12 protein-coding genes are annotated in these 14521 nt (G+C 62.0%); 8 read left to right on the top strand and 4 right to left on the bottom strand.

The features are described from left to right. Window positions 1-78 precede the first annotated feature (78 nt). On the bottom strand, window positions 79-639 hold the full coding sequence (locus tag M3N55_RS06770; RefSeq protein WP_249057707.1) for an LOG family protein: 561 nt from the start codon (window positions 637-639) through the stop codon (window positions 79-81). 105 nt (window positions 640-744) lie between these two features. Between M3N55_RS06770 and M3N55_RS06765 the strand changes: the two genes are divergently transcribed. From M3N55_RS06765 to M3N55_RS06755, 3 genes are all read left to right on the top strand, one after another. After that, window positions 745-1977: a LysM peptidoglycan-binding domain-containing protein gene (locus M3N55_RS06765; protein ID WP_249057705.1), complete on the top strand. Its 1233-nt coding sequence runs from the start codon at window positions 745-747 to the stop codon at window positions 1975-1977. 63 nt (window positions 1978-2040) lie between these two features. Next, complete coding sequence (locus M3N55_RS06760) at window positions 2041-3885, top strand: ABCB family ABC transporter ATP-binding protein/permease (RefSeq protein ID WP_249057703.1); 1845 nt, start codon at window positions 2041-2043, stop codon at window positions 3883-3885. A 147-nt stretch (window positions 3886-4032) separates the two neighbouring features. Next, complete coding sequence (locus M3N55_RS06755) at window positions 4033-5208, top strand: BaiN/RdsA family NAD(P)/FAD-dependent oxidoreductase (protein ID WP_249057701.1); 1176 nt, start codon at window positions 4033-4035, stop codon at window positions 5206-5208. Between the two features lie 16 nt (window positions 5209-5224). Here the strand turns inward: M3N55_RS06755 and M3N55_RS06750 are convergent, their stop codons facing one another. The 3 genes from M3N55_RS06750 to mepK all read right to left on the bottom strand — a co-directional run bounded on the left by M3N55_RS06750 (window position 5225) and on the right by mepK (window position 8347). Then, window positions 5225-6889: a KpsE/RkpR family capsule polysaccharide export protein gene (locus tag M3N55_RS06750; protein WP_249057700.1), complete on the bottom strand. Its 1665-nt coding sequence runs from the start codon at window positions 6887-6889 to the stop codon at window positions 5225-5227. A gap of 67 nt (window positions 6890-6956) precedes the next feature. Further along, the gene (locus M3N55_RS06745) at window positions 6957-7610 is read right to left on the bottom strand and encodes an ABC transporter ATP-binding protein (protein ID WP_249057699.1); all 654 of its coding nucleotides are present in this window, start codon (window positions 7608-7610) and stop codon (window positions 6957-6959) included. Between the two features lie 167 nt (window positions 7611-7777). Further along, the gene (mepK, locus tag M3N55_RS06740; RefSeq protein ID WP_249057696.1) at window positions 7778-8347 is read right to left on the bottom strand and encodes a peptidoglycan L,D-endopeptidase MepK; all 570 of its coding nucleotides are present in this window, start codon (window positions 8345-8347) and stop codon (window positions 7778-7780) included. Window positions 8348-8678: 331 nt separating this feature from the next. Between mepK and M3N55_RS06735 the strand changes: the two genes are divergently transcribed. From M3N55_RS06735 to M3N55_RS06715, 5 genes are all read left to right on the top strand, one after another. Beyond that, on the top strand, window positions 8679-10271 hold the full coding sequence (locus M3N55_RS06735; RefSeq protein ID WP_249057694.1) for a L,D-transpeptidase family protein: 1593 nt from the start codon (window positions 8679-8681) through the stop codon (window positions 10269-10271). Window positions 10272-10425: 154 nt separating this feature from the next. Next, window positions 10426-10713, top strand: a complete 288-nt coding sequence (locus M3N55_RS06730) for an acyl carrier protein (RefSeq protein ID WP_249057693.1) — start codon at window positions 10426-10428, stop codon at window positions 10711-10713. Next, window positions 10710-11921: a beta-ketoacyl-[acyl-carrier-protein] synthase family protein gene (locus M3N55_RS06725; RefSeq protein WP_249057691.1), complete on the top strand. Its 1212-nt coding sequence runs from the start codon at window positions 10710-10712 to the stop codon at window positions 11919-11921. Before M3N55_RS06730 ends, M3N55_RS06725 begins: the two co-directional genes overlap by 4 nt. 64 nt (window positions 11922-11985) lie before the next feature. Continuing rightward, complete coding sequence (locus tag M3N55_RS06720; RefSeq protein ID WP_249057688.1) at window positions 11986-13332, top strand: DUF1800 domain-containing protein; 1347 nt, start codon at window positions 11986-11988, stop codon at window positions 13330-13332. A 12-nt stretch (window positions 13333-13344) separates the two neighbouring features. After that, window positions 13345-14508, top strand: coding sequence for a DUF1501 domain-containing protein (locus M3N55_RS06715; RefSeq protein WP_346429258.1), 1164 nt, complete (start codon window positions 13345-13347; stop codon window positions 14506-14508). Window positions 14509-14521: the final 13 nt, after the last annotated feature.

The following is a 14521-nucleotide window of genomic DNA, read 5'->3' as shown; positions in this document are numbered from 1 at the left end:
TATGGGCATGGCCAGCATAAACCGTTATAGATCGGCGGTCGGATCGGCAGTCCCTGGCCCGCCGATGACGCGGCGGACTTACCGGGAGAGCGCCTCCTCCAGCCCTGCGACAACCTCTTCCACACTGTCACAGAGCGTGAAAAACCCGCGCAGGCTGGGATCGGCAAAGCCTTGGGCGATGATATGATCCACCAGCCCGGCCAAAGGTGTCCAGTAATCGCCAGTGTTCAGGATGAAGATGGGCCGTGCATGCAGGCCCAACTGCCGCCATGTCAGCACTTCGAAGAATTCGTCCAAAGACCCCGCGCCACCGGGTAGCACGACCACGGCATCGGAATTGCTGAACATGACTTTCTTGCGTTCGTGCATCGTCTCGGTCACGACCAGCGTGCCAAGATCGCGCTTGGCGACCTCGCCTTGCATCAGATGGGTGGGGATCACCCCGAAACTGTCGCCCCCCGCGCCAATGCAGGCGCGCGCGACCTCTCCCATCAGGCCAACATCACCCGCGCCGTAAACCAGCCGCCAGCCATGCCCGGCAATTGCGCGGCCCATGGCTTGTGCCGCGCCGACATAGGCCGCGTCCGCCCCGGCACGCGCGCCACAGAATACACAAATGGATGGGGTTGGGCTTGACATAAGGGGCAGACCTTGTAGCGAAATGTTTTGCTAGCAGGTAACTGGCTTGGTAGCTTTGTGCAAGCGGTGGGCTTGTCCTTGGCCCTGCGCCGCTGGGGGTGTGACATGTTGAAGTATTTTCCGAAGGACGTGCTGGCGCAATGGGCGGTCGGGTCCGCGGCCGTGGCTGGAGCCGCCGGCGTTGCTTATGTCGTGGTCTTTCCACCGCAAGACGCCCCGCAGTTGCCGCGTCCGGAATTCGATCTGACGGCCCCAGCCGTGTCTGAACCACCGGCGCCGGATATCGCATCCGATGTAGAGTTGGTTGCGCTTGACGTTATCCGCGATGCCGCGCCCCAATTCGATATTGTCCGTGTGACCGACTTGGGAAATGTGCTGGTGGCAGGCAAAGCCCCGCCGCGTGTGCAGGTGGCCGCCCTGATCGATGAAGCGCAGGTTGCCGACACTGTCAGTTCTGGCGGCGGCGAATTCGTGATGATGTTTGACGTCGAACCAAGTCGGACACCGCGTGTTCTGGAGCTGGAGGTGCGTTTGCCCGAAGGCGGGCGTGTGCGCTCTGCCGATACGTTGATGCTGGCCCCAAGTTCTGCGGCCATGGCCAATGTCGATACAGATGCGCCCGCCGGTATGGTCGCGCGCGAGGTTGCGACCACGCCGCTTTTCGGGGCACCGGCCACGCCAACGCGCCCGGCTTTGTCTGCCGAAAGTGAAAGCGTCGCACCGCAGAATGACACAGCCGCCCCGGACTTGCCCAACGCCTTGGCGCGCGCGCAAGAACCCGGCACGGATGCGGCACCGCTGGCTTTGTTGTTGCGGGCAGATGGCGGTGTGCAGGTGTTGGGCAACGCGCCCCGCGTGCCGCAAGCGGGGGGCGCACAAGACGGCGTGGTCATTGATAGCGTCGTCTATGACCGCGAGGGCGAGGTTGTCATGGGCGGGCGCAGCGGGCGCGGGCTTGCGGATATCCAGATTTATATCGACAACCAGCCAATTATCCGCACCCGCGCTGACGCCGATGGCGCTTGGCAGGCGCAGCTTGCCGGCATTGACCGTGGCGTTTACCGCTTGAGGGTCGATGAACTGGACGCGGCCGCGGGTGTGACATCGCGAGCCGAAATTCCGTTCGAGCGTGTGACCCCCGAACTGGCGCGCGAGGCAGCCGGGCCTCGGGCGCTGATCGTCCAGCCGGGCAACACGCTATGGGACATGTCAGAGCAGAAATACGGCGATGGCCGCCGCTTCATGCGGATATTCGATGCCAATCGTGACCAGATCCGGGATCCGGACCTGATCTATCCGGGGCAGGTTTTCGTCGTTCCGGAGGAGGGCGCGCAATAGTGCGGCTCTGGCAATTGGCAGCGCTTGGGCCTAGATAGCACATAGCCAGCCAGAAAGCCCGCCATGACCGCGCAAGACACGTCCCAGACAAATTCTACCCCGCAGCCAACAGCCACGGAGGCCGCGCGCGAACGCGCAAGCGGCTTGCGCGTAATCCGGCGGGTGGTGCCTTATCTTTGGCCCGAGGGTCAGGATTGGGTGAAATACCGCGTTGTCGCCGCTCTGACCATGCTGGTTCTGGCCAAGGTCGTCGCGGTCGGCACGCCGTTTTTCTACAAGGCTGCCGTGGATGCGTTGGGCGGCGAGGGCACCGGTTGGCTTCTGGCCGTGGGCGCGGTTGGGCTGACTGTAGCGTATGGCGTGGCGCGGCTGATGGAAATCGGCTTTCAGGAATTGCGCAACGTGCTGTTTACCCGCGTTGGCCAGCGCGCATTACGGCAATTGGCGCTGGAAACCTTCAGCCATATTCACCGCCTGAGCCTGCGCTACCACATCACCCGCAAGACCGGTGGGTTAAGCCGGGTGATCGAGCGCGGCGTCAAAGGCGTGGATTTCCTGCTGCGCTTCATGCTGTTCTCGATCTTTCCGCTGATCCTGCAACTGCTGATGATCGCGGCGATCTTCTTCTGGCTGTTCGACTTGCGCTACCTGGCCACGGTGGTCGTGACCATTGCGCTTTATGTCTGGTTCACCTTCAAGGTTACGGAATGGCGCGTCAAACAGCGCCGCGAGATGAATAACCAAGATACCGACGCCAACCAGAAAGCCATCGACAGCCTGCTGAATTTTGAAACCGTCAAGTATTTCAACGCGGAAGGCATGGAAGCCCGGCGCTATGATGCGGCCATGCAGAAATACGAAGTTGCGGCGGTGCAAACCAACTACTCTCTGGCCTTTCTGAATTTCGGTCAGGCTGTGCTGATTACCGGCGGTCTGGTGTTGGTCATGGTCATGGCCGCGATGGGCGTGCAGTCGGGCGATCTGACCGTCGGGGATTTCGTGATGGTCAACGCCTACATGATCCAGATCACCCTGCCGTTGAATTTTTTGGGCACGGTTTACCGCGAAATTCGGCAAGCTTTGGTTGATATGGGCGATATGTTCGACCTGCTGGATCAGCCCACCGATGTGCGCGACGCCAAGGATGCGCCGCCCTTGGCCGTGGGTGGGGCCGAGGTGGTTCTGGACAATGTGAGCTTTGCCTATGACCCGGCCCGGCCCATTCTGCACGGCGTCAGCCTGACCGTGCCTCCGGGGCAGAGCGTGGCGATTGTTGGCCCGTCCGGATCTGGAAAATCCACGATTGGACGCCTTTTGTTCCGGTTCTATGACGTCACCGGCGGGGCTTTGCGCATTGACGGACAAGACCTGCGCGACGTGACGCAAGACAGCTTGCACGCCGCGATCGGGGTTGTCCCGCAAGACACGGTGCTGTTCAACGATACCATCGCCTATAACATCGCCTATGGCCGCGAGGGCGCCACCCGCGCCGAGGTCGAAGCGGCGGCCGAAGCCGCGCGCATCCATGATTTCATCCTGTCCCTGCCCGAAGGCTATGACACGGCCGTGGGCGAGCGTGGGCTGAAACTGTCCGGCGGCGAAAAGCAGCGCGTCGGCATTGCCCGCACGCTTCTGAAAGACCCGCCCATCTTGCTGCTGGATGAAGCGACGAGTGCGCTTGATACGCAGACCGAGCAGGACATTCAGGAAAGCCTGCGCCGCGCCGGGCAAGGGCGCACGGTGCTGATGATCGCGCATCGCTTGTCCACTGTCGTAGAGGCCGACCGCATTGTGGTGCTGGAAGCGGGCCGGATCGTGGAAGACGGCACGCATGAGGGGCTTCTGGCGAAGGGCGGGCGCTATGCCGCGATGTGGGCCCGCCAAAGCGCCGAAGCTGACGGGTCTTGACCCGAACGGGGGAAACGCGCGACCACCGGCCCCCGCGAAGGCGGGGGCGCGCTGGCCGCGCGTGCCCGTGCCGGGCGGTGCACGGCCCCGATGACGGCTTTGGGCGACTGAGGGTGGTGTCGTGGATATTTTTGCAAGGATGAAGGCATGAGCGCGTTCGATGTGATCGTCCTTGGCGCAGGGGCCGCAGGCATGTTCGCCGCCATCGAGGCCGGGAAGCGCGGGCGGCGGGTGTTGGTATTGGACCACGCCAAGGCACCGGGCGAGAAAATCCGCATTTCTGGCGGGGGGCGGTGTAACTTCACCAACCTGCATATCGCGCCAGAGCGCTTCTTGTCAGACAATCCGCGTTTCGCGTTGTCGGCGCTGAAACGCTACACGCAATGGGATTTCATTGATCGCGTGTCGCGCGCAGGGATTGCCTGGCATGAAAAGACCCTTGGGCAGTTGTTCTGTGACGGTTCTGCGCGCGAGATTATTGCGATGTTGCGCGCGGATATGGACGCCGCTGGCGTGACGCTGGTTCTGGGGGCCGAGATTGGAGCGGTTACGCGCGCGCAAGAGTTTCATGTCGCCAGCAGCGCAGGCGCATTCCATGCACCGCGGCTGGTTGTGGCCACAGGCGGCAAATCGATCCCGAAGATGGGGGCGACAGGCCTTGGTTACGCGCTGGCCCGGCAATTTGGACTGGGGCTGGTCGAGACGCGACCGGGCCTTGTTCCGCTGACCTTTTCGGGCGACATGCTGGAAGAGACGCGCGCATTGGCCGGGTTGGCGGTGCCTGCCACAGTTCGCCATGGCAAGACCGCTTTCGAGGAGGGGTTGCTGTTCACGCATCGTGGCTTGTCGGGCCCGTCGATCTTGCAGATTTCCAGCTATTGGCGTGAAGGCGAGGAGATCACGGTCGATCTGGCGCCGGGGGGCGAGATTGCGACGGCATTGGCGGAGCAAAAGGCGCAGGCCGGGCGGGTCGAGGTGCAGACCGCGCTGGCCCGCCATCTGCCAGAGCGGTTGGCGCGCGCGGTTGTTGCGCGGGCGGGCGTGTCAGGGCGCTTGGCCGATCAGACCGGGCGCGGGCTGGGCCGACTGGCCGCCGAGGTGCAAAATTGGCAGATCCGCCCCGTGGGCAGCGAAGGCTACCGCACGGCCGAAGTCACGCTGGGCGGTGTGGACACGCAAGACCTGGATGCGCGCAGCATGGAGGCGCGCAATGTGCCGGGTCTACATTTCATTGGCGAGGTCGTGGATGTGACCGGCTGGCTGGGTGGCTACAATTTTCAATGGGCGTGGTCATCGGGTTGGGCTGCGGGGCAGGCGGTTTGACCTGCCCCGGCCTGATTTAGCCGGAAACCTGTTCGCGTAGCACCGATCCGGTCATGGAGGCAAACAGATAAATCCCCGCGAATAGCAGGAAAGCCAGTGACGAATTGGCCAGTTTGCGCGGGTAGACCGCTTCATCGGAGGCGATGGGCTCAACCGTCAGAGCAAGGTAGCGGACCTGACGGCTGACTTCCATACGGGCGGATTCAAGTTGTTGCATGGCTTGCGCGCGCATCATCTCGCGGGTCTGCACTTCGGCCTCTGCCATGATGAGCTGACTCTGGATCGAGGCCAAGGACGCATCGCCGCCGGAGCCTTGTGTCATAGAATTGCGCAACCCGGTGATTTGTTGTTGCAAGGCATCGGCCCGGCGTTCCAGTGGGCGTAACCGCGCCGGGTTTGGGCGTGCATTCGTGCGCATTTCCTGAATGCTGAGTTGTGTTTGCGTCAACTCGGTTTCCAGCGCCACAATCTGCTGCGAAATAAGCTGCACCTCGACCTCGCCCGACAGGACCGAGGATTGCTCTTGTAGCGCGACGATGTCCTGTCGCGCGACGATGAGCGCGGCTTGCGCTTCCTCAAGGCTTTGGCGGGCCTCGCGCATCTGGCTATCGCGCAGACGCTGGGTCATCATATCGACATGCTCTTCGGCATAGGTCAGAAGCGCGCTGGCGAAGCGCTCGCTATCCTCTGGCGTGGCGGCGATCACCTCCATCCGGACCACGCCTTCGGTTGGGTCGTAGCTGATCCGGACATGCCGCCCATAGGTCTTGAACGCATCGTCATTCGAGGCATCGGGCGGTAACTTGCGCCATATATCCAGCTCGGGCTGGCTGAAATGCGCGCGAAAGCCTTCTTCCTCGTTCAATCGCAGCATAGCCCCGCGCGATTGCAGGAAGCTCTGGACCGAGGCGGCCTCTTGCTGGCCACCCAGACCCATACCGGCGGCAGAGGGTAACATAGAGCCCAGATCAGCCCCCATGGAAGGGCCGGAATCAGCCTGTTGAATAACGAACTCGGCTTCGGTCGCATACATTGGCGTGGCGATCATGTAGAAATAATAGGTCGCCAGAAATGTGGGGAAGGTGACGAAGGCCAGAATGCGCGCGCCCAAAAGCAACAGCCGCTTGCGGCGGCGTTTAACGATTTCGCGCTGCATTTTTTTCAATTCGCGCTCGCGTTCGGCGGCGATCTTTGCCATCCGCTCTTGCGCGGCAGACACCGAGTCGTCGGCCTTGGCTGGCGCGGTTTGTGCTGCGGTGGTCAGCGCGCGGCTGGTATCGTCAGCTTCCTCGTTGCGCACAAGTTCCAGCATGGTCGCGCGCGAGAATGGATCGACCCCGATCTTGCGCAGGGCAAGGACCGCCTCATAGGCAGAGCCTGCCCGAATGCCATGCTTTTGCGCCACGCGCATGGCCATGCGCAACTGGCGGGCGGTCAGCCCTTCTTGGCGGATGATGTCGAGCTCGGATTCGGACTGCTGGCTATTGTCCGGTTCCGCCGCCGGGGCGCTTGGCGATATGTCGGAACTGACTGGCTCACTGGCCCCCGCCGTTGTAGTCCGCACGCGCTTTTGCAACACGATTCGCGGTTTGGCAGGTGGTGCAGAGGGCGCCGCGGCAGAGCGCTGGGGCGGGGTTTCGGGTTGTTCAGGTGTTGCGGCGGGTGCGCGGGATGCGGCCATGTCAGGCCCGTCTTGTGGAGATTTTGCCGTTCCGCCGGAGCCTTGGCGCAACCGAAAGCGTTTGGATTTAACCGGCGTAGTCATAAAGCTCTTTCGCCTCTTCCAGCGTATCGAAGAAATATAGCTTGCCATCGCGCAGGACGGCAGCGGAATTGCAGAATTTCTGCAAGATGTCGTGTTGGTGCGACACGATCACCAGGGTCGAGCGTTCGAACCTTTCGCGCATGACGGCCCCGGCGCGTTTGTTGAAGGCAACATCGGTCGTCGTCGGCATCCCCTCGTCGATCAGATACAGGTCGAAATTCATCGCCAGCATCAGCGCCAGCGACAGGCGCGCGCGCATGCCGCTGCTATAGGTGCCGATGGGCATGTCGAAATATTCACCAATATCGCACAGCCAGCGGCAGAAAGCTTCGACATAATCGGCATCCAGCCCGTAAATGGCGGCAATATAGCGCACGTTTTCTGTGCCGCTGTGCTTGCTGACCAAACCACCCATAAAGCCAAGAGGAAAGGAAACCGAGCAATTTCGGTGGATCGCACCATCATCGGGCCGTTCCAACCCGGCCATCATGTTGATGACCGTGGTCTTGCCGGAGCCGTTCTTTGCCAGCACGCCAAGGTTCATCCCTTGCCGGATCGAGAAGCTCGCCTGTTCGAGGATGACTTTGCGCTGGGTTCCGGTCCAGAAGGACTTGCTGACATTGACGAAATCCAGCATTGCGCGATGTCACTCCGGGTTCAACCTGCCTTGTGGGCCGGGCATGACAGGAACAAGATCTGTCATCATGCCGAAGCACCACACTGTTTCTGTTTTATCAACAGAATGCGGCAAAATTGCGTTATGATCCAATCACGAATACGGAGCCAGACGCGATCTGGGGGTGTTTACCGGCCCCAGCTACGGACCACGCCGCAATCCATATGCACAAAGTTGGACCCGGAGTAGCGCCCAACGCCACCTGCTTTGCAGGCTGCGGCGGCGCGGGCGATTTCGCTGACGGATCGCGATTGCAGCCGCACATCTGCGGCCTGGCCTTTCAAGTGCAGCGAATTGCGGGCGACCCCGCGCGACCTGGCGCGCAGCATGGCGTTGGTTTCAGGCGACCGATAGCCGGACAGCAACATGTAAGGTTCGTCCACATCCAACAGGTTATGTGCCGCTGCCAAAATGTCGACGGTGCGTTCGTCTATTTTGTGAACCTTGTTATTCCGCCAGTCGCGGAAGAAGTGATTAATCTCTGCAATTGCTTCGGGAATGTATTTTCCGTCGATGCAATAGATGATGTTGATCTTTTCGCCGGTGCGGCCAGAGTAGAAATGCAGCTTGCGGATGTCGCCTGCCCCGCGTGCATAGGCGGTGGCACCCGGAAATTGCGGGGCTGCGGCGACCATCGTGGCAGCAAAAGCCCCCAAAAGCGCGCGCCGGGTCATGGTGGTGCCGGTGGCATGTGTCATGGTGACACTCCTCGGTTTCGGGGTCGGGCGGCGAAAGGCACGCAACGCGCCACGACCCTTGCAAATCTTGTTTGACTATGGGCTTGCCACAAATAATTTGCCCGACCAAGACATTCGGCGCAAAGAATCGGGGCGAATGCTGGTGATGGGCAGAAATCCGCCAAAAATGTGACTGACCGTCGGGGCTGGTTTTGACCTCTCATGCAACCAGTTTGCATCAAGTTTCTTAAAAAACACTGTTTCGCGGCGTTTTCCGTCTCGCAGCCTTGTGACTGGACGTGATCGGCAATAATTTGCCAAACTTGGGTGGGGTCAGTGTTCGGAGAGTTTCATGCTGAATTTCAAAGCGTCATTAGGGGTTTCCCGTGCCGTGGCGGTGGGTGCCACCGCGTTTCTTCTGTCGGGCACCGCTGCGGTCGCGCAACATTTTCCCGCATTTCAACAAGCCGTTGCCGAGGGCGTATCGGGCAATCCCGGTCTGTCAGAATTTTACCGGACTGCCAAATACGACGATTTGTGGACTGGCGCGGACGACGCGGCACGACGCACTGCCTTTCTGACAGCCCTGACCCGCGCGCCCGAACATGGTTTGCCGGTGCAACGCTATGACGTGCCGGGCTTGATGGACGCCTTTGATACTGTGCAAAGCGAGCGTGACCGTGGCAAGCTGGAAGCGCGCATGTCGCAGACCTTCGTGCAATTTGCGACGGACCTGCACAGCGGCGTGCTGGACCCATCGCGCGTGGATGCTGCCATCGTTCGCGTGCTGCCGCGCCCTGATGTCGCGCAATTGATGACTGGCCTCGCGACGGCGCCTGCTGCCGCGTTCATCCGCAATCTTGCACCGTCTGCGCCGGAATATGCCCGGCTGTTCCGCTCCAAGCGCGATCTGGAAGTTGCGATTGCGCAGGGTGGTTGGGGGCCGTCGGTGCCGCAGGTCCGATTCGCGCCAGGCAGCTCCGGGCCTGCTGTCATCGCGTTGCGGAACCGTCTGATTGCCATGGGATACCTGGAACGGTCGGCGCTTGGTAGCTATGACGGCGTCTTGCAAACCGCGGTTCAACGGTTTCAGGTTAATCATGGTATCGAACCTGACGGCATCGCCGGGCCAGCGACCATCCGCGCGCTGAACGTTTCCCCGCAGGATCGGTTGCGCTCTGTCATCGTGGCGATGGAGCGTGAACGCTGGATGAATATTCCGCGCGGGTCGCGCCATGTCTGGGTCAACCTGACGGATTTTTATGCGCGCATTGTCGACAACGACATTGTCACATTCGAGACCAAGGCCATTGTCGGCGCGCGTTCAGATGGCAAGCCGACGCCGGAATTCTCTGAGACGATGAAATACCTCGAGATCAACCCCGACTGGACCTTGCCAAGGTCGATTCTGGCGCGTTCCTACTGGGGGGCGCTTGCCTCGGGCGGAGCGCAGCACCTTCAGATCGTTGATGCAAGCGGGCGTGTGGTGCCGCGCAGTGCAGTCAATTTCGCGCGTTACACGCCACGGAACTTCCCGTTCAACGTGCGCCAGCCTCCGGGGCCGTCGAATGCGCTGGGCGAGGTGAAGTTCATGTTCCCCAACCCCTATGCAATTTACTTGCATGATACGCCCGATCAACACCTGTTCAACACGGTTGACCGGACCCATTCCTCTGGCTGTGTGCGGCTGGATGATCCGCGCGATTTCGCCTATGAGTTGTTGTCGCGCCAAAGCGATAGCCCGCGTGAATTGTATCATTCCATCCTGAATACCGGTCAGCAGACCCGGCTTTACCTGGATGATCCCGTTCCGGTGCATTTGGTCTATCGCACCGCGTTCACAAATGTGCGCGGCGAGTTGAATTTCCGCGATGACATTTACGGCCGGGATGAGCGCATTTTCCGTGCGCTTGTGGCGGAAGGGGCTGTTAATCCCGCGACCTGAACCGGCGTTTAAACCGGTTCGTCATGCCCCCGGCCCTGTGGTCGGGGCATGTTGCGTTAAAGGCTTCTGGCGCCGATTTGAGTTGTCCGGTGTCATGAAGCTGTTACATTCGAGACTGATACGGAGCGCATCCCTTTTGCCACGGAGATGCCCGATGGGACTGGACTTCATGTTGGACGAAAACGTGATAGCACTGCGCGTCAAGCAGATCATCGCCGAACAGGCCTTGGTCGATGTGGCTGATGTGCGCGAGGATATGACGCTCGAGGATCTGGATCTCGATAGCCTTGGGCTTATCGAATGCATCTTCGGGATTGAAGAAGCGTTTGATGTCGCCGTTCCATTCAATGCGAACAACCCCGATGAAAGCGGCTTCGACATTTCGTCGGTGGGCGCGATCATCCGGCAGGTCGAGGGCCTGATTTCGCAACAGGCCGTATGAGGCGGGTTGTTATCACCGGGGCGGGAACGATCAACCCGCTTGGGGCTGATGTGCCGGCCACGTTCCGGGCCATGCAGGCGGGCCGCTCTGCCATTGGTGCACTCACCTGTCGTGATGTCGAACGTCTGACCGTCAAAATCGGGGCAGAAGTTTCGGGCTTCGATGCGACTGCGCATTTTACGCGCGCGCAACTGCCGTTGCTTGACCGCTTTACCCAATTTGCGCTTGTAAGCGCGCGGCAGGCTGTGGCGCAAGCCGGGCTGGAGCTGTCCGATGCTGAGCAACTGCGCGCGGGCGTGGCCTTGGGCACGGCGGGCGGCGGCAATCTGACGGTCGATGACAATTACCGCACGGTCTATGAGGACGGTAAGAACCGGGTGCACCCCTTTGTCGTGCCGCGCCTGATGCACAATGCTGCGGCGTCGCATGTCTCTATGGAATTCGGGCTGAAAGGGCCGGGCTTTACCACGTCGACCGCCTGCGCTTCGGCGAACCATGCGATGGGGCAGGCGTTGATGATGATTCGCGCTGGTATGGCCGATGTCATGCTGACCGGTGGCTCTGAAGCCATGCTGGGTTTTGGCGGGATCAAGGCGTGGGAAGGTCTGCGTGTGATGAGCCGCGACACATGCCGCCCATTTTCACGCGATCGGTCTGGTATGGTGCAGGGTGAGGGCGGCGCTGTTTTCGTGTTCGAGGAACGCGCGCGCGCTTTGGCCCGTGGCGCGGTGATCTTGGCAGAGGTTGCGGGCTTTGGCATGTCTTGCGATGCCAGCGACATTGTCATGCCCGACCGTGACGGGCCAGTGCGCGCCATGCGGATGGCTTTGGCAGATGCCGGGCTGTCCCCCGATGCTATCGGCTATGTCAACGCGCATGGCACCGGAACAGCGGCCAATGACCGCACCGAAGCGCAGGCCTTGGCCGAAGTGATGGTCGATCATCTGGCGAATTGTCCGGTTTCATCCACGAAATCCATGCATGGGCACCTGATTGGTGGGACAAGTGCTATGGAACTGCTCGCCTGCCTGATGGCGCTGCAAGAGGGCGTGATCGCGCCAACCGTCAATTTCACCGAAGCCGACCCCGATTGCCCGCTTGACGTGGTGCCAAACACCGCGCGCGCGGCGAAGGTTGATGCGGTGATGAGCAACGCTTTCGCCTTTGGCGGGCTGAACGCTGTTATGGTGTTGCGCCGGGCGGCCTGACCGACAGGTGAATTGACAGCCGCGCCGTGTGGCCGCACCTTGGATGCGTGATACGAGGGCGCGTATGAGTAGACCGGCCAGCCTTGGAATGATCCGCTTCGGCCTTGGGTTGCGCCCCGAGGGACGGGGGGGTGATGGCGCGGCCTTGATGGCCGACCTGGACCGTGCCGACCCGCCGGGCGCGATCACGCCATTTGCGACCCGTCTTGACCGCGCCGCAAGCCGGGCTGCGTTGCGCCGGGCACAGCGCGAGGGCAGCATGGTCGACACCCAAGACAAGCGCGAGGCGATCAATCAAGCCGAAGCGCAGGACAGCCTGTCAGACCTGCGCAACACCGTGGCGCGCGGGGTTGCGGCGCCCATTGGGTTCCGGGAACGGCTGGCCGATTTCTGGGCTAACCATTTTTCCGCTGACAGCCGCGGTGGCCATTTCCGTTTCGCGCGCGCCGGATATATCGAAGACGCCCTTCGCCCCCATCTCGTGGGCAACTTCGCCACGCTGTTGCGTGCCGCGGTCACGCATCCCGTGATGCAGGGCTACCTGAACCAGAACGTCTCTGTTGGGCCGTTCAGCCTTGTGGGGCGGCGCAGCGGGCGGGGAGTGAATGAGAACCTTGCGCGCGAATTGCTGGAGTTGCACACGTTGGGCGTGGGCTATTCCCAAGCCGATGTAACCCAGATGGCGCGGCTTTTGACCGGCATGACCTTCGATCTGGACCAAGGCTATAAATTCGACCCGCGCATTGCCGAGCCGGGCCTGATCGAGATTTTTGGCAAACGCTATGGCGGCCGCCCGGTGATGGAGCATCATGTCTTTGATGCGCTTGACGACTTGGCCTTGCGGCCAGAGACGGCGGCGCATCTGGCCGGAAAGCTGGCGCGGTATTTCATTTCTGATAGCCCCGACCCGCAACTGGTGGCGCATATGCAGGCAAGCTATCTGGCGTCGGGTGGCGATCTGCGCGTGCTCTATCGGGCCATGCTGGAACATCCGGCGGCTTGGGGGCCAGAGTTGCGCAAGACCCGCGCGCCGATGCACTGGATGGTCGCCAGCCTGCGCGCGACCGGCGTCACACCCGACCAGATAGGTGCGCTGTCCGACCGTGAGACCCGGCGCGACCTGCGCGCCCCATTGCAGGCGATGGGGGCTGCGTGGGAATTCGTGCCGTCCCCCGCCGGATATGATGATAGCGCGCGAGCTTGGATCACGGCGCAGGCCATGGCCGCGCGGATCACTTGGGCGATGGGGCTTGCGGAGCGTTTGCCGCAAACCCCCGACCCGCGTGATTTCGTGACCCGCGCCATGGGAGATATGGCCAGCCCCCAGCTTGCCCGCGCCGCAGGCGGGGCCGAAACGCGCGGGCAGGGGGTGGGGATTATTCTGTCCTCGCCCGATTTTAACCGCTGCTGACAAGAGGTTATGATGCGCCACGACCCAACCCGCCGCGCTTTTCTGACCCGTGCCGCTGCGCTTGGTTGCTCTGCCGCCGCAAGCCCGTTCATGACGCCCATTGCCATGGCCAGTGCACCGGGCGAAAATCGGCTGGTGGTTATCATCCTGCGCGGCGCGTTGGACGGTTTGGACGCACTGCGCCCAATGGGCGACCCGCATTTCGCGGCGCTGCGCCCCAGCTTGTCCGAGGGGGGGACGCCTTTGGGCGACGGGTTCTTCGCGTTGCACCCGGAACTGTCGGGCTTGGCACCGCTTTGGCAGTCAGGCGAGTTGGCTTTCGTGCCCGCAACCTCGACCCCCTACCGCGACAAGCGCAGCCATTTCGACGGGCAAGACCTGCTGGAGGCCGGGATTGCAGGGGATGCGGCCTTGGCGCGTGACGGCTGGCTGAACCGCGCGCTAACCTTGATGCCGGGCAGCACCGCGCGCACGGCCTTCGCGTTGGGGCGCGAGCGTATGCTGATCCTTGACGGTGCGGCCCCAATCACCCATTGGCAGCCCGGCACCAAGCTGGAGCTTGGCCCGCAAGCCCGGCTGCTGCTGGACTACCTGTTCATCCAAGACCCGCTTTTCACCGAAGCCGGGCTGACCGCGCTGGAGATGGGCAGCGCGCCGGGCATGGCGGATGCCCCGCGCGGCCCGGCGGGAGAGGTTCTGGCGCGCTATCTTGCCGAGCAGATGCGCGCCGAGACACGGATCGCCAGCCTGTCGCTGTCGGGCTTCGATACGCATCAATCGCAAAAGAACCGTTTGCGCCCAGCGTTGCGCAATCTGCAAACGACGCTTTTGACCTTGCGCGCTGAACTGGGCCCGCTCTGGGCGCGCACGACCGTTCTGGCCATGACCGAATTCGGACGCACCGCGCGCGAAAACGGCACCGGTGGCACCGATCACGGCACGGGTGGTGCCATGCTGCTTGCAGGTGGTGCGCTGAATGGCGGGCGCATGATCGGCGGCTGGCCGGGGCTGTCGGAAGCAGAACTTTACGCCGGGCGCGACCTGATGCCGCTGCGCGATGTGCGCGCCTATGCGGCTTGGGCCTTGCGCGATATGTTCAGTCTGCGCGCATCGGATTTGGGCCAGTTGGTGTTTCCGGGGTTGGATATGGGCGACACGCCCGGTCTGCTGCTTTAACGCTTTCAACACC

The organism is Roseinatronobacter domitianus, assembly GCF_023336755.1.
Lineage (GTDB): Bacteria > Pseudomonadota > Alphaproteobacteria > Rhodobacterales > Rhodobacteraceae > Roseinatronobacter > Roseinatronobacter domitianus.
This window is presented reverse-complemented; position numbering and strand designations above follow the sequence as displayed.

Bases quoted from the DNA above. Each gene is read 5' to 3' on its own strand.
- M3N55_RS06770 (WP_249057707.1), bottom strand. From the start codon at position 639: ATGTCAAGCCCAACCCCATCCATTTGTGTATTCTGTGGCGCGCGTGCC.
- M3N55_RS06765 (WP_249057705.1), top strand. From the start codon at position 745: ATGTTGAAGTATTTTCCGAAGGACGTGCTGGCGCAATGGGCGGTCGGG.
- M3N55_RS06760 (WP_249057703.1), top strand. From the start codon at position 2,041: ATGACCGCGCAAGACACGTCCCAGACAAATTCTACCCCGCAGCCAACA.
- M3N55_RS06755 (WP_249057701.1), top strand. From the start codon at position 4,033: ATGAGCGCGTTCGATGTGATCGTCCTTGGCGCAGGGGCCGCAGGCATG.
- M3N55_RS06750 (WP_249057700.1), bottom strand. From the start codon at position 6,889: ATGGCCGCATCCCGCGCACCCGCCGCAACACCTGAACAACCCGAAACC.
- M3N55_RS06745 (WP_249057699.1), bottom strand. From the start codon at position 7,610: ATGCTGGATTTCGTCAATGTCAGCAAGTCCTTCTGGACCGGAACCCAG.
- mepK (WP_249057696.1), bottom strand. From the start codon at position 8,347: ATGACACATGCCACCGGCACCACCATGACCCGGCGCGCGCTTTTGGGG.
- M3N55_RS06735 (WP_249057694.1), top strand. From the start codon at position 8,679: ATGCTGAATTTCAAAGCGTCATTAGGGGTTTCCCGTGCCGTGGCGGTG.
- M3N55_RS06730 (WP_249057693.1), top strand. From the start codon at position 10,426: ATGGGACTGGACTTCATGTTGGACGAAAACGTGATAGCACTGCGCGTC.
- M3N55_RS06725 (WP_249057691.1), top strand. From the start codon at position 10,710: ATGAGGCGGGTTGTTATCACCGGGGCGGGAACGATCAACCCGCTTGGG.
- M3N55_RS06720 (WP_249057688.1), top strand. From the start codon at position 11,986: ATGAGTAGACCGGCCAGCCTTGGAATGATCCGCTTCGGCCTTGGGTTG.
- M3N55_RS06715 (WP_346429258.1), top strand. From the start codon at position 13,345: ATGCGCCACGACCCAACCCGCCGCGCTTTTCTGACCCGTGCCGCTGCG.